At 66.4% G+C, this 18,836-nt stretch carries 14 protein-coding genes; 8 read left to right on the forward strand and 6 right to left on the reverse strand.

Annotated elements, in window-relative coordinates; translation table 11 throughout:
- On the reverse strand, positions 1–719 hold a 719-nt coding region (locus tag BRAS3809_RS21000; protein WP_035657407.1), incomplete at its 3' end, for an NAD(P)-dependent oxidoreductase.
- 275 nt (positions 720–994) lie between these two features.
- Here BRAS3809_RS21000 and BRAS3809_RS21005 point away from each other — a divergent pair.
- The 4 genes from BRAS3809_RS21005 to BRAS3809_RS21020 all read left to right on the forward strand — a co-directional run bounded on the left by BRAS3809_RS21005 (position 995) and on the right by BRAS3809_RS21020 (position 5,234).
- A complete protein-coding gene (locus tag BRAS3809_RS21005) occupies positions 995–1,441 on the forward strand; it encodes a VOC family protein (protein WP_008964038.1) in 447 nt (148 codons plus the stop codon).
- A gap of 132 nt (positions 1,442–1,573) precedes the next feature.
- Positions 1,574–2,704: an Mrp/NBP35 family ATP-binding protein gene (locus tag BRAS3809_RS21010; protein WP_008964039.1), complete on the forward strand. Its 1,131-nt coding sequence runs from the start codon at positions 1,574–1,576 to the stop codon at positions 2,702–2,704.
- A 169-nt stretch (positions 2,705–2,873) separates the two neighbouring features.
- Positions 2,874–3,971: a TRAP transporter substrate-binding protein gene (locus BRAS3809_RS21015; protein ID WP_349509833.1), complete on the forward strand. Its 1,098-nt coding sequence runs from the start codon at positions 2,874–2,876 to the stop codon at positions 3,969–3,971.
- Between the two features lie 174 nt (positions 3,972–4,145).
- Positions 4,146–5,234 (forward strand): TRAP transporter substrate-binding protein, encoded by a 1,089-nt coding sequence (locus BRAS3809_RS21020; RefSeq protein WP_008964041.1) that lies wholly within the window; start codon positions 4,146–4,148, stop codon positions 5,232–5,234.
- Positions 5,235–5,267: 33 nt separating this feature from the next.
- Here BRAS3809_RS21020 and BRAS3809_RS21025 read toward each other — a convergent pair whose 3' ends face one another.
- From BRAS3809_RS21025 to BRAS3809_RS21035, 3 genes are read right to left on the reverse strand one after another with little or no spacing between them, the layout of a single operon-like run.
- On the reverse strand, positions 5,268–6,839 hold the full coding sequence (locus tag BRAS3809_RS21025; RefSeq protein ID WP_008964042.1) for an efflux transporter outer membrane subunit: 1,572 nt from the start codon (positions 6,837–6,839) through the stop codon (positions 5,268–5,270).
- A gap of 10 nt (positions 6,840–6,849) precedes the next feature.
- A complete protein-coding gene (locus BRAS3809_RS21030) occupies positions 6,850–10,101 on the reverse strand; it encodes an efflux RND transporter permease subunit (RefSeq protein ID WP_008964043.1) in 3,252 nt (1,083 codons plus the stop codon).
- 52 nt (positions 10,102–10,153) lie between these two features.
- Positions 10,154–11,356 (reverse strand): efflux RND transporter periplasmic adaptor subunit, encoded by a 1,203-nt coding sequence (locus BRAS3809_RS21035; protein ID WP_240535731.1) that lies wholly within the window; start codon positions 11,354–11,356, stop codon positions 10,154–10,156.
- A gap of 213 nt (positions 11,357–11,569) precedes the next feature.
- Between BRAS3809_RS21035 and BRAS3809_RS21040 the strand changes: the two genes are divergently transcribed.
- Positions 11,570–12,244 carry a response regulator transcription factor gene (locus BRAS3809_RS21040; RefSeq protein ID WP_008964045.1) on the forward strand — a complete coding sequence of 225 codons (675 nt, stop codon included), beginning with the start codon at positions 11,570–11,572 and terminating at the stop codon, positions 12,242–12,244.
- A gap of 2 nt (positions 12,245–12,246) precedes the next feature.
- Complete coding sequence (locus BRAS3809_RS21045) at positions 12,247–13,584, forward strand: HAMP domain-containing sensor histidine kinase (protein ID WP_008964046.1); 1,338 nt, start codon at positions 12,247–12,249, stop codon at positions 13,582–13,584.
- Positions 13,585–13,596: 12 nt separating this feature from the next.
- Here BRAS3809_RS21045 and BRAS3809_RS21050 read toward each other — a convergent pair whose 3' ends face one another.
- Together BRAS3809_RS21050 and BRAS3809_RS21055 are read right to left on the reverse strand one after the other, a co-directional pair.
- Complete coding sequence (locus tag BRAS3809_RS21050; protein WP_008964047.1) at positions 13,597–15,201, reverse strand: TRAP transporter large permease; 1,605 nt, start codon at positions 15,199–15,201, stop codon at positions 13,597–13,599.
- Complete coding sequence (locus BRAS3809_RS21055) at positions 15,198–15,737, reverse strand: TRAP transporter small permease subunit (protein WP_008964048.1); 540 nt, start codon at positions 15,735–15,737, stop codon at positions 15,198–15,200. The genes BRAS3809_RS21050 and BRAS3809_RS21055 overlap by 4 nt, the downstream gene beginning before the upstream one ends.
- A gap of 574 nt (positions 15,738–16,311) precedes the next feature.
- Between BRAS3809_RS21055 and BRAS3809_RS21060 the strand changes: the two genes are divergently transcribed.
- A complete protein-coding gene (locus BRAS3809_RS21060; RefSeq protein WP_008964049.1) occupies positions 16,312–16,548 on the forward strand; it encodes a hypothetical protein in 237 nt (78 codons plus the stop codon).
- A gap of 462 nt (positions 16,549–17,010) precedes the next feature.
- The coding region (locus tag BRAS3809_RS21065) for an autotransporter outer membrane beta-barrel domain-containing protein (RefSeq protein WP_035657406.1) at positions 17,011–18,836 on the forward strand (1,826 nt) is incomplete at its 3' end.

Genomic DNA, 18,836 nt, shown 5'->3' on the forward strand with positions numbered 1-18,836 from the left:
CGCATCCATTCCACCGCAAAACCAAAGTCATATTTGCCGTCGTTCATGGTCTTGTAGCGGTTCTCCATCTGCCAGGACTGCGCCGCGCCCTTGGAGATCGTCTCGATCACGGCGGGGACGTCGAGGCCCGACTTCTTGGCGAAGTGGATGCCCTCGGACAGGCCCTGGACGAGGCCGGCGATGCAGATCTGGTTGACCATCTTGGTGAGCTGACCGGAGCCGGCCGGCCCCAGCAGCTTGCACATCCGGGCATAGGCGGCGATGACCGGCTCGGCGCCGGCATAGGCGTCGGCCGTGCCGCCGCACATCACGGTGAGCACGCCGTTCTCGGCGCCGGCTTGGCCGCCGGACACCGGCGCGTCGATGAATTTGAAGCCGGCCTTGGTGGCTGCGGCGTCGAGCTCACGTGCCACTTCAGCCGAGGCCGTGGTGTGGTCGACGAAGGTCGCGCCCTTGGTCATGCCGGCGAAGGCGCCGTCCGGGCCGATCGTGACCGAGCGCAGGTCGTTGTCGTTGCCGACGCAGCACATCACGAAGTCCTGGCCTTCGGCGGCCTGCTTCGGCGTCGTGGCGGTCTTGCCGCCGAACTTGTCCGCCCATTCCTTCGCCTTGGCCGCGGTGCGGTTGTAGACCGTGACCTCGTGACCACCCTTCTTCACGAGATGTCCTGCCATGGGGAACCCCATGACGCCGAGACCGATGAAAGCGACTTTAGCCATATGAGCTGCCTTGCCCTTGGAGTTCTGATTGGGTTCTGCCGACGGCCTTGGGATGGCCGGGCGGTTCTTGATGGAGAACATCAGCGGCCGGCCGGGTTTCCGGGCCGCGCGCTGGACGCCGCACCATAACCGCTTGCGGGGCAGGGGCAACGGCTTCGTGACGGATGCGAACGCGCGCGATCGTGCTAAAGAGGCGTCATCATGGCTGCTTGCAAAGCCGTCATCCGGCAAGGAAATCCGAAGAACTCAACGATCAAGCCAGGGGAGTGTCTCGCATGAGCGTCAGCGTCGGCGTGCTCGATCATTTCAACATCCGGACCCGCAACCTCGCGGAGACAGTCCGCTTCTATGAGGACGTGCTCGGGCTGGAGAACGGGGCCCGGCCGAACTTCGCATTCCCCGGCGCCTGGATGTACAGCGAGGGGCGTCCGGTGGTGCATCTGGTCGACATCTCGCCGACATCCGAGGCCCAGAAGCCGGACTCCGGCGTCGTCCACCACGTCGCCTTCGTCAGCCGGGGCTTCGCCGGCATGAAGGCGCGGCTCGCCGCGAAGGGCATGCCGTTCGACGCCCGGCAGGTGCCCGGCGGCGAGCTGTGGCAGATCTTCGTGCGCGACCCCAACGGCGTGATGATCGAGCTCAATTACGAGGCGGCGAAAGAGCAGGCCGGGGATGCGCCGGACGAGAACGCCGCCGACGTCGGAACCATGGTGGCGTTTTGAGCCGACCTTCATTATGAAGCAGCGCAACAGAGGGCTGGCGCGATCCTTTCGGCGACGACGGAAGATCGCGTCCGGTCAACGGGATAGGGCGCGACGATGTGGCGCGTTCTGAAGCACTTCAGGAGACGCGCCGTGAGCGTGACGCAGCAGCAGGTTCTCGAAGCCCTCAAGCGGGTCCGCTCGCCGCGCGGCGTGGCGCTGCCGGATTCCGGCGCGCTGTCGCCGATCACGGCCAATGACGGCAAGGTGTTCTTCTCGATCAATGTCGAGGCCAGCGAGGCGCGCGCCTGGGAGGATACCCGGGCGCAGGCCGAAGCCGCGGTGCGCGCCATTCCCGGCGTGACCATGGCGATGATCGCGCTGACGGCGGAGCGCAAGGCCGGCTCCGCAGCCCCGGCGCCGCGGCAGGGCGGCGTGCAGCCGGTGTCGGCGCATCGCCCGCACCAGCATCAGCATCCTTCCGACTCGCCGATGTCGCGCCAGGCGCCGATCCCCGGCATTGCCGCGGTCATCGCGGTCGCCTCCGGCAAGGGCGGCGTCGGCAAGTCGACCACCGCGATCAACCTCGCGCTCGGCCTGCGCGATCTCGGCCTCAAGGTCGGGCTGCTCGACGCCGACATCTACGGCCCCTCGGTGCCGCGGCTGACAGGCTTGCAGGAGAAGCCGCAGCTCACGCCCGAGAAGAAGATGATCCCGTTGGCGCGCTTCGGCCTGTCGATCATGTCGATCGGCTTTCTGGTCGAGGAGGACTCCGCGCTGGTCTGGCGCGGCCCGATGGTGATGTCGGCGATCAACCAGATGCTGCGCGACGTCGCCTGGGGCACGCTCGACGTTCTCGTCGTCGACATGCCGCCCGGCACCGGCGACGCCCAGCTCACGCTGGCGCAGAACGTGCCGCTGAAGGGCGCGGTGATCGTCTCGACCCCGCAGGACCTGTCGCTGATCGACGCCCGCCGGGGGCTTGCGATGTTCCGCAAGGTCAACGTGCCCGTGCTCGGCATCATCGAGAACATGAGCTACTTCCAGTGCCCGGAGTGCGGCACCCGCTCCGACATCTTCGGCCATGGCGGCGCGCGCCACGAGGCCGAGCGGCTCGGCGTGCCGTTCCTCGGCGAGATCCCCTTGCACATGGACATCCGCGCGACGTCGGATGCCGGCACCCCGGTGGTCGAGAGCGAGCCCCATGGACCGCATGCGGCGATCTACCGGACCATCGCCTCCGCCGTCCGCGATCAGCTGAAGGACGTCATCGCCGCCGCTTGATGCGCTGCAGCGAAGCCGTTGCGACCATCGGATTGTTTGTCATTCGAACGTCGCGTTTTCGCTTAACCGGTTCCGTGCTAAAGCCGCGCCCGGCTCGTCTTCGACCGTACGCGGCCAATCGCGTCGGCGGATAATTGTTTTCCGGGAAACGCCCCCAACAAGGAGATGCCTGAATATGAAGCGTCGTGATTTTCTGAAGGTTTCGGCTGCGGGTGCCGCGGCGACGGGCGCCATTGCCTCGCCGGCGATCGCGCAGTCGATGCCCGAAATCAAGTGGCGGTTGACCTCGAGCTTCCCGAAGTCGCTCGACACGATCTATGGCGGCGCCACCGAGCTCGCCAAATACGTCGCCGAAATGACCGACAACAAGTTCCAGATCCAGGTGTTCGCGGCGGGCGAAATCGTCCCCGGCCTGCAGGCGCTGGACGCCACCGCCAACGGCACCGTCGAGATGTGCCACACGGTGTCGTATTATTATGTCGGCAAGGACCCGACGTTTGCGATCTTCGCGTCGGTGCCGTTCGGCCTCAACGCCCGGCAGCAGAATTCGTGGTTGTACCAGGGCGGCGGCAACGAGCTCGCCAACGAGTTCTACAAGAAGTTCGGCGTCATCGGCTTCCCCTGCGGCAACACGGGCACCCAGATGGGCGGCTGGTTCCGCAAGGAGATCAAGACGGTCGCCGATCTCTCGGGCCTGAAATTCCGCATCGGCGGCATCGCCGGCCAGGTGCTGCAGAAGCTCGGCGTCGTGCCGCAGCAGCTCGCGGGCGGCGACATCTATCCGGCGCTCGAGAAGGGCACCATCGACGCCGCCGAGTGGGTCGGTCCGTATGACGACGAGAAGCTCGGCTTCCAGAAGGTGGCCAAGTACTACTACTACCCCGGCTGGTGGGAAGGCGGCCCGACCGTGCATGCGTTCTCCAATCTGGAGAAGTGGAATACGCTGCCAAAGAACTACCAGGCGATCCTGACCAACGCGACGATGGCCGCCAACACCTGGATGGCTGCGCGTTACGACCAGCAGAACCCGTCCGCGCTGAAGCGTCTCGTCGCCGGCGGCACGCAGCTGCGTCCGTTCACCAACGAGGTCCTGGAAGCCTGCCTCAAGGCGACGAACGAGCTGTGGGGCGAGATCTCGGCCAAGAATGCCGACTTCAAGAAGGTGATCGACGCCATGCAGGCCTACCGCTCGGATGAATATCTGTGGTGGCAGGTGGCCGAGTACACCTACGACAGCTTCATGATCCGCTCGCGCACCCGCGGCTGATCTCAGACTTCAATCGGCGGATCGCTACCAGCCCGGCCTCGCAAGAGGCCGGGCTTTCGCGTTGCGACAACGTTTCGCAATGGCGCTTCGCCGCGGTTTGATCCACACTGGAACCCAGGCCTCACAAGAAGGCTGCCCAGGAACGGACACAACACCCCGAGGGAGGGAACGAACATGAAGCGGAGAGACTTCATCAAGGTCACCGGGCTCGGCGCTGCCGGCGCCGCCGCGATCGCCGCACCCGCGGTCGCGCAGAGCCTGCCCGAGATCAAATGGCGCATGACGACGAGCTGGCCCAAGTCGCTCGACACGCTGCATGGCGGCGCCGAGATCATGGCCAAGATGGTCGGCGAAGCCACCGACAACAAATTCCAGATCCAGACCTTCGCCGCCGGCGAGGTCGTGCCCGGCCTGCAGGTGCTCGACGCCGTCCAGAACGGCACCGTCGAGATGGGGCACACCGCGTCCTATTACTACTTCGGCAAGGACCCGACCTTCACCTTCGGCTCCTCGGTGCCGTTCGGCCCGAACATGCGCATCAACCAGGCCTGGTATCTGATGGGCGGAGGCAAGGAGATCCTCAACGACTTCTACAAGGCCTACAACGTGACCTCGCTGCTCGCGGGCAACACCGGCTGCCAGATGGGCGGCTGGTTCCGCAAGGAGGTCAACAGCGTCGACGACCTCAACGGGCTGAAATTCCGCATCGGCGGCTTTGCCGGCCGGGTGCTGCAGAAGCTCGGCGCGGTGCCGCAGCAGATCGCCGGCGGCGACATCTATCCGGCGCTGGAGAAGGGCACGATCGATGCCGCCGAGTGGGTCGGTCCCTATGACGACGAGAAGCTCGGCCTCTACAAGGTCGCGCCGCACTACTACTTCCCCGGCTGGTGGGAGGGCGGGCCGATGCTGCTCGCCATGATCAACCTCGACAAATGGAATGCGCTGCCGAAGCACTATCAGAAGCTGCTCGAGCAGGCCGGCCACTACGCCAACAACTGGATGATGGCGAAGTACGATTCGGCCAACCCGCTGGCGCTGCGCAAGCTGATCGCCGGCGGTGCCAAGCTGCATCCGTTCCCGGCGCCGGTCATGGAGGCCTCGTTCAAGGCCGCCAAGGAGCTGCACGCCGAGGTCGCGGCCGGCAACCCCAACTTCAAGAAGGCGCTGGACTCGCTGACGGCGTTTTCGGGCGCCGGCTATTCCTGGTTCCAGGTCGCCGAGGTCGGCTACGACAACTTCATGGCGCGGCGCTCGCAAAGCTGACGTGACAGCCGGCGTGCAAGGCGCGCCGGCCGATCACCTCGGGGCGGCGTCGGCCGTTCGCACGGTATCGCGGCGGCCGTCGCTCAGCACGCAGTCCCGCCACACCGGCGTGGTGCAGGCGGCGGGCCATCCTCCGCCGAGCGCCATGAACAGCGCCGCGGTATCGGTCAGCCGCGTCGCCTCGGCCTGAACGCGGGCGATCGCCGTGTTCAGGTAGGCCTGCTGGGCGTTGAGCACCGTGACCTGGCTGATCTGGCCGAGACTCAGCTGCTTCTGGACGATGTCGAGGGTGGCGCGTGCGCTGTCCTCGGCCTTGATGGCGGCCTGCACCGCACGCGCGTCCGCCTGCAGGCTGCGCAGGCTGTCGGCGACGTTCTGCAGGGCCGTGATCACGGCCTGGCGGTACAGCGCGCCGGCCTGGTCGAGGCCGGCCTCCGCGGATTTCTGCCGGTGATACAAAGTGAGACCGTCGAACACGGTCGCCGTGGCGCTGCCGGCGACGATGTAGAACAGCGTGCCCGGCGTGAACAGCTCCGCTGCCTTGAAGGCGCTGCTGCCGGGATTGGCCGACAGCGTGATGTTCGGCAGCCGGGCCGCGATCGCCACGCCGACCAGCGCGCTCGCCGCATGCAGATTGGCCTCGGCCGCGCGCACGTCGGGCCGCTGCGCCACCAGCGTCGCCGGCAGGCTGATCGGCAGGTTGCGCGGCAGGGCGAGATGCTGCAGGTCGAAGCGCTCGTTGATCTCATCGGCCGAGAACTGGCCGGCGAGCGCAGTCAAGAGATCGCGCTGGATCGCGAGCTGCTTCTGCAGCGGCGGCAGCGTCTGCTCGACCTGCGCCAACGCCGTCTGTTGCGTCAGCACGTCGACCTGCGCGGCCTGGCCCGCCTGCAGCTGGTTCTTCAGGATGCCGAGGATGTCGCGTTCGATCTTGATGATGCGCTCGGTCGCGGCGATCTGGCCGCGCAGCGAAGCCTCCTGGATCGCCGCCGTCACGACATTGGTCGTCAGCGTCAGATAGGCCGCCTCGAGCTGGAACTGCGCCTGCTCGGTCTGCGCCTCCAGGCTTTCGACGCTGCGCAGGTTCTGGCCCCAGAGATCGGGCACGAAGCTGATCGTGAGCTGCGCCGTGTGCAGCGTGTAGCGTGACTGCGCGGGATCGGCCGGACCCTGCTGGGTCGCCATGTTCGAGGTCTGCTGGTCGGCTGCCGTGTAGTTCGCGCCGAGCTGAGGATAGAACAGCCCGCGCTGGGCCAGCGCGTTCGCACTGGCGATGCGAATCGCGGCATCGGCGGCATCGAGCGTCGGGTTGTGCACGACCGACCGGCGGATCAGCTCGTTGAGCGGGGCCGAGCGAAACGCGGCCCACCACCGCGCCGGCACATCGGCACCCGGCTGGAAATGCTGGGCGGCGACGTGCGGTCCGGCATGGTCGGTCGCCGGCGAAGCCAACGGCTCGCGTGTATACCCCGCCACGGCAGGCGGAGCAGGGGTGTTGAAATCAGGACCGACCGCGCAGCCGCTCGTCGTGATCGAGAGCGCCAGGACGAGCCATGGCCGGCAGGCAGGCCAGACAGCGGAAGAGAGCAGATGGTGCTGACGCATCGGCCGGCTCCTATTCCGCGGGCTCGGGAGAGGCCGCCGTGCCGTCGTCGACCGGCGCCATCGTATGGTCGTGCGCCAGGAAGATGCGGCGCAGCGCCGGCGCGACGATCAGGAGGAGCAGCGGACCGATGAACATGCCGCCGACGACCACGGTGGCGAGCGGCCGCTGCACCTGGCTGCCGATGCCGTGCGAGAGCGCGGCCGGAAACAGCCCGACGCCTGCCGACAGTGCGGTCATCAGCATCGGCCGCATGCGCTGTTCGGAGCCGCGAAACACCGCCTCGGCGACACCGAGCCCGGTGGCGCGAAGCTCGCGGACATAGGTGATGTTGAGGATGCCGTCCATGACGGCGACGCCGAACAGCGAGATGAAGCCGATCGCAGCCGAGATCGAGAAGGCCAGCCCGGCCAGCCACAGCGCGATCAGGCCGCCGCCGATCGCAAAGGGAATTCCGGCCAGTGCCAGCAGGCTGTCGCGCAGCGAGTTGAACAGGCTGTAGAGCAGCACGAAGATCAAGAGCAGCGTGATCGGCACCACGACGAGAAGGCGTGCCTTGGCGGCTTCGAGATTGTCGAACTCACCCGACCAGACGATGCGGTAGCCGGCCGGCAGCGCAACCGCCTGCGCGATCCGCTCCTGGGCCTCCTTGACGGTACTGCCGAGATCGCGGCCGCGCACCGAGAACTTGATCGGGATATAGCGCTGGCTCAGCTCGCGATAGATGAACAGCGCGCCGGTATCGAGCGAGATGTCGGCGAGCTCCGATAGCGGAATATAGGCATTGGTGCCAGACGGCGTCGCATAGGCGACCTTGATGTCCTTCACCGCGTCGATGCTCTTGCGGAATCTCGCGTCGAGCCGGACGGCGACCGCGAATGCGCGGTCGCCTTCGAGCACGGTCGTCGCATTGGTGCCGCCGAGCGCCGCCTGGATCACCGTGGTCACGTCGCCGGTGTTCAGGCCGTAGCGCGCCGCCTTCTCGCGATTGACCTTGATGTTCAGGTTGGGCTGGCCGACCAGATGGAAGACGCCGAGATCGGCGACGCCACGGATCCTGGTCATCTCGTCCATCACCTTGGCCGCGATCTGCTCGAGCACCTCGAGATTCGGCCCGATCACCTTGACCGAATTCGCGCCCTTCACGCCCGACAGCGCCTCCTCGACATTGTCCTGGATGTACTGCGAGAAGTTGAAGCTGATGCCGGGCAGCTCGGCCGCGAATTCCTGCTGCAACTGTTCGGTCAGCTTCTCCTTGGTCAGTCCATCGGGCCATTCGTCGAACGGCTTGATCGGCGCGAACAGCTCGACATTGGAGAAGGGCGAGGCGTCGCTGCCGTTGTCGGGGCGGCCATGCTGCGACACCACGGTGATGATCTCGGGATGACGCAGCAGGATCTCGCGCATCTTGCGGGTCGCCTCGGTGCCGGCCTCGAGCGAGATCGTCGGCGGCATCGAGGCGCGAATCCAGAAATTGCCTTCCTCGAGCGCGGGCAGGAATTCGCTGCCGAGCTGGCTGGCCGCCAGCGTGCTGAGCGCCAGGAACAGCAGCCCGCCGGCGACGGCGAGCCGGACGTGCGCGAGCGACCATTGCAGCACAGGCGTGTAGATGCGCCGCAGCCCGCGCACGATCAATGTCTCGACCTCCTCGACGTGCCGCGGCAGCAGCAGCGCCGCCAGCACCGGCGTGACCGTGAAGGTCGCGAGCAGCGCGCCGGCCAGCGCATAGCCATAGGTACGCGCCATCGGTCCGAAGATCTGGCCCTCGACGCCCTGCATCGTGAACAGTGGCACGAACGCGGTCACCGTGATTGCGGCGGTGAAGAACACCGCCTTGTCGACCTGCAGCGCGCTGACGAAGATCATGCGCAGCCGCTCGCTCCAGCGGATCGCGGCGGGATGACCATGCGTGGCGACGGTGGGGTCGACGCCCCAATAGCCCTCGGACAATCGCTGGAGCGTCACCTGCCGCGCCTCCGGCGACGACTGGAGATTGCGGAACACGTTCTCCATCATGATGACGGCGGAATCGACGATGATGCCGAAGTCGACGGCGCCGAGCGACAGCAGGTTGGCGTCCTCGTCGCGCAGCACCAGGATGATGATCGCGAAGAACAGCGCGAACGGAATGTTGGCACTGACGATCAGCGCACTGCGCAGGTCGCCGAGGAAGATCCACTGTATCGCGAACACCAGCAGGCAGCCGAACACGAGGTTGTGCAGCACCGTGTGGGTGGTGACGCCGACCAATGAGCTGCGATCGTAATAGGGCACGATGCGGACGCCCGCCGGCAGCGTGCCGTCGGAATTGATCTTGGCGACCTCGGCCTGCACCTTCGGGATGATGTCGTTGGTGTGCTGCGTGCGCCCCATCACCACGATCGCCGCGGCGATGTCGTCGTCCTTGTCCTTGCCGGCGATCCCGAGCCGCGGAACGTAGCCGACCGAGACCTTGGCCACGTCCTTGATCTGGATCGGCAGCCCGCCCGACTGGGTCAGCACGATGGCCTCGATATCGGAGACTCGATCGCCCTTGGTGATGTCGTCCGCACCGCCGGAATCGATCAGCCCGATGCCGCGGATGTTGACCGATTGCTGGCCGATGGTGATCTCGCGGCCGCCGACATTGACGTTGGCATTGCCGAGCGCGCTCACCAGTTGCGGTACCGTGATGTTGTAGGATTCCAGCTTCTGCAGATCGGCATCGACGTTGAACTGCTTGGTGGTGCCGCCCCAGGAATTGATCTGCACGACGCCGGGAATGGTCATCAGCCGCCGCGTTACGACGTAGTCCTGCAAGGTGCGCAGGTTGGTCAGCCCGAAATTCGGCGGCCCGACCAGCCGGTAGCGATAGATCTCGCCGACCAGGCTCGATTGCTGGATGGTGGGGACCAGATTGCCGGGCAGCTGGATGTTCTGCTGGATGCTGTTGGCGGCCTGCGTCAGTGCGAAATAATAGTCGATGCCGTATTTGAAGGTCACGCGCACGAAGGAGAGGCCGTAGAACGAGGTCGAGCGGATGTTGACCACGCCCGGTGTCGGATACAGGCCGACTTCCATCGGGATGGTGTAGTACTTCTCCATCTCCTCCGCCGACAGGCCCGGCGCCTGCGCCGTGATCTCCAGGATCACGGGAGCAGGGTTCGGATAGGCTTCGATGTTCAGCCTGAGGAAGGCTGCGATGCCGGCGGCGCAGAACACGAGCAGTCCGAGCACCACGATGGCGCTGCGCGTGAGACCGAACTGGATGAGGCTCTTGACCAAGGTGATTGACCGAACTCGCAGCGCGGCGGGATCGCCCGGCTGCCGACATGGTTCATGACGCGCCGGACGCGGCGTTGGCGAAGGCGTTGCTGAGGAAGATCGCTCCTGTCGTCGCGACCTGCTCGCCGGCGGCGAGACCGGCGAGGATCTGCCGCCAGCCGTCCTGCGTCAGGCCTGCCGTGACGGCGCGGCGGACGAAGCGCCGGCCATCGGTGGTGACCCACACTGTGATGCTGCCGTCGCCCTCGCGCACCAGTGCTTCGGTGGGCACCGCGGGCGAGTCGCGCGGCGGCTCGGTCTCGATGGTGAAGCTCGCCAGCATGCCGGCGCGCAGCTTGTGCGCGGGGTCGTCGACGACCGAGCGGACCAGCTGGCGGTGCGTCGTCGGATCGATGTTCAGGCCGAGCGTCGTCACCCGCCCGCGAAAGATCTCGCCGGGATAGGCCGGCACGCTGACCTCCACCGGCTGGTCGAGCCGGTAGGCCGGGGCGTCGGTCTCGATCACGTTGGCGACCATCCACATCGTGGAGAGATCGGCGAGCGTATAGGGCGCGGGCGACATGCCGGGTTGGGCATAGATGCCGGGAGCGGCGTTGCGCGCGATGATGCGGCCCGAAATCGGCGAGCGCACGATCAGGATCGAATCGACCTTGCGCTGCGCCAGGATGCGGTCGATCTCGGCGTCTGTCTTGCCGAAGATGCGCACGGCGTCGCGCGCCGCCTTGTAGTTGCCGTCGGCGGTCTGCTGGTCCGAGGTCGCCTGGTCGACGTCCTTCTGCGCGCCGCCGCCGGCCTTCAGGAGCTGCTGGACGCGCGCCAGGGTGCGCGTCTGCAATTCCAGCACGCCCGCGGCTGCCAGCAGGCTCGATTCCGCCTGCAGCAGGTCGGGGCTGTCGATCGTGAACAGCGCCTCGCCGCGCCTCACGTCATCCCCGACGTTGAAGAACGTATCGACGATCTTGCCGGCATTCGGCGTGTAGGCCTGCACCAGCATGTTCTGATTGAAGTCGATCGAGCCGACGGTGTTTCTGACAACCCTGAATGCGCGCGTCTCGGCCGGCTGGACTTTCAGCGCCTCGGCCTGGCGGGCGGTCAGCTCGACGGTCTGCTGGGCGGCGTTGACGGTGGGCGGCGCCTGGACCTCGGCAGGCTTGGTCGCGACAGCAGCCTCGGGGCGCATCGCGAGCCATGCGCCACCGAGGAGAGCGGCTGGTGCCGCGACGAGAGCCACGAATTTGATCGGAGACGAAGCCACGGCGATATCCGGTATTCACGTGTACGCAATTGTATGGTGACCCTGTTTGACGGAGCCCCCGCCGGAACTGGCGATAGCAGAGTTGGCTGACAACAGCCTTACAGGGGCCGCCGCGCCGCTCTTTCGGCCGGGCTTGCCACGCGCGGGTGCGGTCGGGCATCGTGGCGCGCGCTGGCGCACGACCGCGCCTCCATCATCCAAGCGTGAGCCTGCATGCGTCTGCTGGTCGTCGAAGACAACAATGAGCTCTCCAAGCTGCTGTCTCAGGGGCTGGGCAGCGCCGGCTATCAGGTCGACGCCGTCAGCTCGGCCGCCGACGCCCGCGATGCGCTCAGCGACATCAGCTATGCCGCGATGATTCTCGACCTCGGCCTCCCCGATGAGGACGGCCTGTCGATATTGACCGAGCTGCGCCGGCGCGGCGATCCGCTGCCGGTCATCGTGCTCACCGCGCGCGGCGGATTGCAGGACAGGGTGGGGGGCCTGCGCAACGGCGCCGATGATTATCTCGTCAAGCCGTTCGCGCTCGAGGAGCTGGTCGCCCGGCTGCAGGCGATCCTGCGCCGTCCCGGTCAGCTGCTCGGGCGCTCGCTCGAGCTCGGCAATCTCACCTACGACACCGAGAGCCGGCAGACCTTCGTCGGCGGTGCGCCGCGCACGCTGTCGGCCCGCGAGCTCTCGGTGCTCGAGATCCTGCTGCGGCGCCAGGGCCGTGTGGTGCCGAAGAAGGCGGTCGAGGATCACATCTTCGGCCTGGCCGGCGAGGTCGGCTCGAACGCGGTCGAAGTCTATGTGTCGCGCCTGCGCAAGCAGCTTTCGGAATATGGCGCAACGGTCGTGATCCACACCATCCGCGGCGTCGGCTACATGATGACGGCGGAGACTTGAGCGTGCGCTTCGAGTCGCTGCTCTCGCGCATCGTGCTGCTGCACATCGTCGCCGTGGCCATCGCCGCGGTGTTCCTGCCGCTGGTGCTGTTCTGGCTGCTCACCTCCGAGATCGATGTTCTGCATCGCGAGGCCATGCAGGAGCAGGCTGATGCGCTGGGCGAGCGCCTGACCCAGGCCGCCGACGGCACGCTGCGGCTCAATCTCACCCAGAGCCAGCGCGACCTGTACTCGGCGGCCTACGGCCGCTACGAATACGATGTCCGCGATGCCGGCGGGCAGGTGCTGTTCTCATCGCGCGCCGATGGCAGCGCCATCCTGCCGGCCGGCGCCTCGTCCGCGGGCAGCATGTCCGGTGCGCGGGTCACCCGGATGATCGGCGATCGCGTGCTGCGGGTCGAGGTCGCCGAGGACCTTGCCCATCGCGATGTCATCACCGACGACATCGCGGCCAATTTCTTCCGCCGGGTCGGCTGGATCACGATTCCGATCCTGCTGGTTCTGCTCGCGACCGACATCGTGATCTTCCGCCGCGCCTTGGCGCCGCTGCTGCGCGCCTCGGAGGAGGCGAGCCGCATCGGTCCGGCGCGGACCGATATCCGGCTGCCGGCGGACGCGCTGCCGGCCGAGATCCGGCCGCTGGTGCTCGCGGTCAATCAGGCGCTGGAGCGCCTGGAGGACGGCTTCCGGATGCAGCGCCAGTTCACCGCCGATGCGGCCCATCAGCTGCGCACGCCGCTGGCGGTGTTGCGCACGCGGATCGAGACCGCAGGCCGATCCGCCGGCCGGGCCGAGCTGCTCGCCGATATCACGCGGATGAGCCGGATCGTGCACCAGCTGCTCGAGATCGCCGAGCTCGACACGCTTGCGCTCGATCCGGACGAAACCGCCGACCTGCAGGCGGTCTGCACCGAGGTGGTCGCCGCGATCGCGCCGTTCGCGCTGGCGCAGGGCAAGGACATCGCGCTGAAGGGGGCGGACACGCCGGTCTACGTGCACGGCAATGCCGGCATGCTGGAGCGGGCGATCTTCAATCTGGCCGAGAATGCGATCAAGTACACGGCGCCGCACACGTCGGTCGAGGTCGAGATCGGCGCCGGCGGCGCCGTCTGGGTTCGCGACCGCGGTCCCGGCATCCGGCCATCGGAGCGGGGCTTCATCTTCCAGCGCTTCTGGCGCGGCGACAACCGCGACACCGAAGGGGCGGGGCTCGGACTGTCGATCGTGCGCGCCGTGATCGAGGATCACGGCGCCAGCATCATGGTCGGCGACCTCGCGGGCGGCGGCACCGAATTCTCGCTGCGCTTCCGGGCCGCCCCGGCCCCTTCGGCCGCTGCATAGAGCGGCCGGCCGCTACTGCTTCGGCGGACCGAAATCGAGCGGCGGGGGCAGATCCATCTGCGGCACCTCGATCTTGACCTTGTCGAGATCGACCTGGACCGGCTTGTCGAGCAGGCCGGTGACCGTGATCGGGAAGGCGATCACGAGCAGCACCATGATCGCCTGCAGGCCGATCCACGGCATCGCACCCCAATAGATGTCGGAGCTCTTGACTTCCTTCGGCGCGACGCCGCGCAGATAGAACAGCGCGAAGCCGAACGGCGGGTGCAGGAACGAGGTCTGCATGTTCACGCACAGCATGACGCCGAACCAGATTAGCGCGGCCTCCGGCCCGACCACCGGCGCCAGGATCTTCTGCGCGATGGGCGCGATCATCGGCAGGATGATGAAGGCGATCTCGAAGAAGTCGAGGAAGAAGGCCAGGAAGAAGATGAAAATATTGATGAAGATCAGGAAGCCCCAGACGCCGCCGGGCAGGGACGTCAGCAGATGCTCCAGCCACTCGCCGCCGGAGACGCCCTGGAACACCACCGAGAAGCAGGTCGAGCCGATCAGGATGAACGTCACCATGCAGGTGATGCGCATCGTGGTTTCGTAGCCCTGCTTGATCAGGTCGCGCAGGTCGGGGATGGCGACCGCGCGGATGCCGAGCCAGGCGACCGCGAGATAGGTGATCGCAAAGGCGAGCTTGAACACCAGGTTCTCGGTGAACAGCATCGCGACGATGGTGCCGATGCCGGCCGCGACCACGCCCACGATCAGGATGCTGCGATCCTTCCTGGTGAACTCCTTGTGGTGGATCACCGCCAGCACGATGGCGCCGACCGCGCCCATGGCGCCGGCTTCCGTCGGGGTCGCCAGGCCCATCATCATGGTGCCGAGCACGACGAAGATCAGCACCGCCGAGGGGATGATGCCCATCAGGCACTTCTTCCACAGCGCCCAGCCGGTCAGCGTGCGCGCCTCCTTCGGCACCGGCGGCACGTGGCTCGGCTTGACCAGGCCGAGCACGAACGTATAGCCGGCGAACAGCACGACCTGGAAGATCGAGGGGCCCCAGGCGCCGAGATACATGTCGCCGACCGACTTGCCGAGCTGGTCGGCGAGCACGATCAGCACCAGCGACGGCGGCACCAGCTGGGTGATCGTGCCGGAGGCCGCGAGCACGCCGGTGATGTAGCGCATGTTGTAGCCGTAGCGCATCATCACCGGCATCGAGATCAGCGCCATCGCGATCACCTGCGCCGCCACCGTGCCGGTGATGGCGCCGAGGATGAAGCCGACGATGATGACGGAATAGCCGAGGCCGCCGCGGATCGGGCCGAACAGCTGGCCCATCGAATCCAGCATGTCCTCGGCGAGCCCGCATCTCTCCAGGATCGCGCCCATGAAGGTGAAGAACGGGATCGCGAGCAGCAGGTCGTTGGCGAGCACGCTGCCGAAGATGCGGCCCGGAATCGCCTGCAGGAAGTTGAGGTCGAAGAAGCCCAGATGGATGGCGAGGAAGCCGAACGACAGGCCGACGGCGGCGAGCGTGAAGGCCACCGGGAAGCCGATCAGCATCGCCAGGACCAGCCCGCCGAACATCAGCGGCGGCATCATCTCCAGCGTAATCATTGCGTCGGCCTCTCGTACTTCGCGTCGATCGTCACGTAACCCTGCAGCGCCGCCGCGCGCTTGATCACCTCGGACAGCCCCTGCAGCGCCAGCATCACGAAGCCCGCGGGAATCGCCAGCTTGACCGGCCAGCGCAACAGGCCGCCGGCATTGGCCGACATCTCGTTCACCGAATAGGATTGCATGAAGAACGGCCAGGACAGATAGGCCAGCAGCAGGCAGGTCGGGATCAGGAAGAACAAGGTGCCGATCAGATCGAGCCAGAGCTGGCCGCGCTCGGACAGATAGAGATAGAGCAGCTCGACCCGGACATGCTCGTTGCGGCGGAACGTATAGGAGGCGCCGAACATCACCAGCAGCGCGAACATGTACCACTGCAGCTCGAGCCAGCCGTTCGACGAATAGCTGAAGGCGTAGCGGATCATGGCGTTGATCGCGCTGACCAGGCAGGCCAGCAGCACCAGGAGATTGCAGACGTAGCCGATCTTTTCGTTGAGCTGATCGATGGCCGTACTAATTGCCAACAAGGGGCGCATCATTCTCTCCGCTGCGGGCGCTGGTCAGGACAGCACGCCCAAGCTTCCGGGAGGCATGGTTTCGCGATCACGCAGAACGTGCATGTCGTCTTGACGGCGCGCTTGAAGCGAATCCAACGAAACGTCCTCCCCCTCGATCGCCTTCGGCTCTTGTTCGGCGCTTGGTTGACGGGCGAGCGCCCATCGGCCGCGCGGGGCCGGAAAGCGTGGGCACCATTTCAGCGCTCCGTCCTGCCGTCAATCGGAAAATGGACACATTGACGGATGGGCAACAGTCTGGCGGTGCTCGATAAACCTGGATCGGCGGGTGCGGTGCCTGCGGCGTCGTTGTGCTGAAGGAGCGGGCAGTCCACACGCCATGGACGCCGCCGCGGGCGGCCAGGGCGTAACCGCGCGCAGGCGATGGCCCGACAGTGAGGGGGGCGCCGTTGCGGCGATGCGACGCGGCGGACGAGCGCGCCGATCGGGTGGGGCGTGCTCCGCGGATCCTTGTCCGCGACGCCGCGCGCGGGTTGGCGCCGGAGCTCAAGCCCGATAAAACGGCGCCGTGGATTCTGGTGCGAGGACCGAGCGGATGAGCAAGCCGACCAAGACCGAGGCCGAACTGATCGCGATGGCGATCGCCGAGCTGAAGGGGCACAAGGACTATACGGACGGCATCCGTATCTTCGTCGTGCGGGACGGCCATTCCTGGGAGTTCCGCGCCAGCGCCGACCAGGAGACGATCGCAAAGCCCGGCTATCCCGAATGCGTCGCCATGCTGGTCCAGATCGGAGACCACCTCTCGAAGCAGTACGCGCTTCAGGACTGAACCACGAGCGCCGGTGCGAGAACGGCCATGATCGTTTGGTGCATCCGGCTTGAGCTCGACCGAAGCGATCGTCACGAGGTGCGTGGCGGCTGCCGACCTCGCGCGTTGGAGGCCGCGACATTTCGACCGGGAGTCGCATCTCCGGTCTCCGGCGAACTGGACCGATGAGAATGCCCTCAGGCCGCGCCGCGGCGCCAATCTAGTTGCAACCCCGCAAGACAGATGCGCGCTGTCGGGACGGGCGTGTTGCGCTGAGTTCGGCAACTCGGACGAATGCATTCGCATCCATGGCATGTTCCCCGGGGGAACTACTGGACAGCAAACGCATTTTGGCGTCGTTTACGTCCGGTTAACCATGAGGTTTCTAGCGTTCCGCATCCTGGAACGGAGACGGATGTGGGGCGCCGGGAATCCAGATCACGGCATCGCGCCGGGGTTCGGTACACGGCGAGGCTGCTCGCCGTGGCCGGGCTCGTGACCTTCGTCTCGGGGCCTCGCGTGCTCGCCGCATGTACGCCGAATGCCGGCAGCAACGTCGCGGCGAACTGCACTGGCATCACGGTCGACCAGAACGCGCCCAACGGCTACGGCACGGGAGGCGAGGACAACATTTCGATCGGCGTCGCCCGGGGAGCGGCGGTCATCGGTACCGACTACGGAATGAACTTCAACTCGGGCACTCTCAACAACGCCGGCTCGATTGCGGGCACGAATCTCGACGGCGTCCTGATCGGCTCATCGGCGACGGTCAGCAACTCCGGATCGATCCAGGGAGGCGGCGGCGGAGGCGTCAATTCCGTCGCTCTGAATCTCACGAATTCCGGCTCGATCTACGGCACCGTGGCGGAAGGGGTGATCGCCACGGGCCCCTCGTCGATCAACAACTCCGGCGTGATCAGCGGATCGAGCGGCGTGTTCGCCGACGATGTGCTGACGCTCACCAACGCGAAGACGGGCATCATCTCCGGCGTGAGCAGGGGCGTGAATGCGACGTCGTACAGCGCGGTGACCATGACGAATGCAGGCTCCATCGTCGGCGCGGCAGATATCGGCGTGGCGGTCATTGGCGACCTGACGCTGGTCAATTCGGGATCGATCAGCGGCTTCCAATCCGGGATCAACGTCAACCTCCAAACGATCCTGGTGAACTCCGGCGTGATCAGCTCGGACAAGACCGCAGGCAACGCCCTGATCCCGGCCGGAGGTGGAAACGTCGCCAATACCGGTACGATCAGCGGCGGCGTCGGCATCGCGTCCTATGACAGCCTCACTTTGTCCAATGCGGGGACGATTGCCAGCCTTCGCAGCAGTGGCAACCAACTCGGGGTCGTGGTGACCGCCGGCCGCGCCGACGTGGACAATTCCGGTGTCATCACCGCGCCCGGTCCGGGCGGAATTGGCATCAGGGCGGTCAGCGGCAACGTCGTGAACGCCGGGACCATACTCGGCGGCGGCGGCGTCGCCATCCGCTTCACCGGAGCCAGCCTTTCGGATGTGCTCGATGTGCGACCCGGCGCGCGCTTCGGCGGGCTGATCGATTTCGGCGGTGGCGCGGACACCGTGCGCTTCAGCACCGGCAACTGGGTGCTCGGCGCGGCGAACTTCAACTCCGCGCTGTCGACCGTATCCGCGCAAGGCAATCCCTATCTGGCCACGGCGAGTTTCATCGTCGCCATCGATCGTTCGGGCTTCGGCGCACAGAACCGCGCCGTGATGGATCTCACCGGCTGGATCGGCTCGGTGGTGCCTGATGCGCTCGCACGAACGCCGGAGGATGCATCCGAGCGGCGACCGCGCTCGCCGTTCGACTCGTTCGCAGCGACCACGCCGGCATCACCCGGCTTCATCTCCGCTCCACCAACGCCATCCAACGCGAGCGCGACCTATTCGGATGGTCGCACGATCTGGACGAAATCGTTCGGCGGCCAAAGCCAGCAGAATGGATCTGGCGCTGTCTCCGCCAGCACCGTGACCGGCTATGGCGTGGCCGCGGGCTACGAACAAGCGTTTGCTCCCTGGCTTTGGCTGGGCGCCCTGATGGGCACCAGCGCCGGCACGGTGCGGCTCGATCAGAATTTCGGCAGCGGGAGCGTCAGTACGGTATTCGGAGGCGTCTACGGTCAGCTCAGCCGGGGTCAAGCGATGTTCGACATGTCGTTCATCGGCGGCAATCTCGACAATGCCGGCAAACGCAACGTCAGCGGCGGTTTGACCCCGGAGACGGCAACCGCCTCCTACGGTGGCTGGTTCGTCAGCCCTGCGCTCACCGCGCAATACCGGTTCGAGCC

Source organism: Bradyrhizobium sp. STM 3809, from assembly GCF_000239795.1.
GTDB lineage: Bacteria > Pseudomonadota > Alphaproteobacteria > Rhizobiales > Xanthobacteraceae > Bradyrhizobium.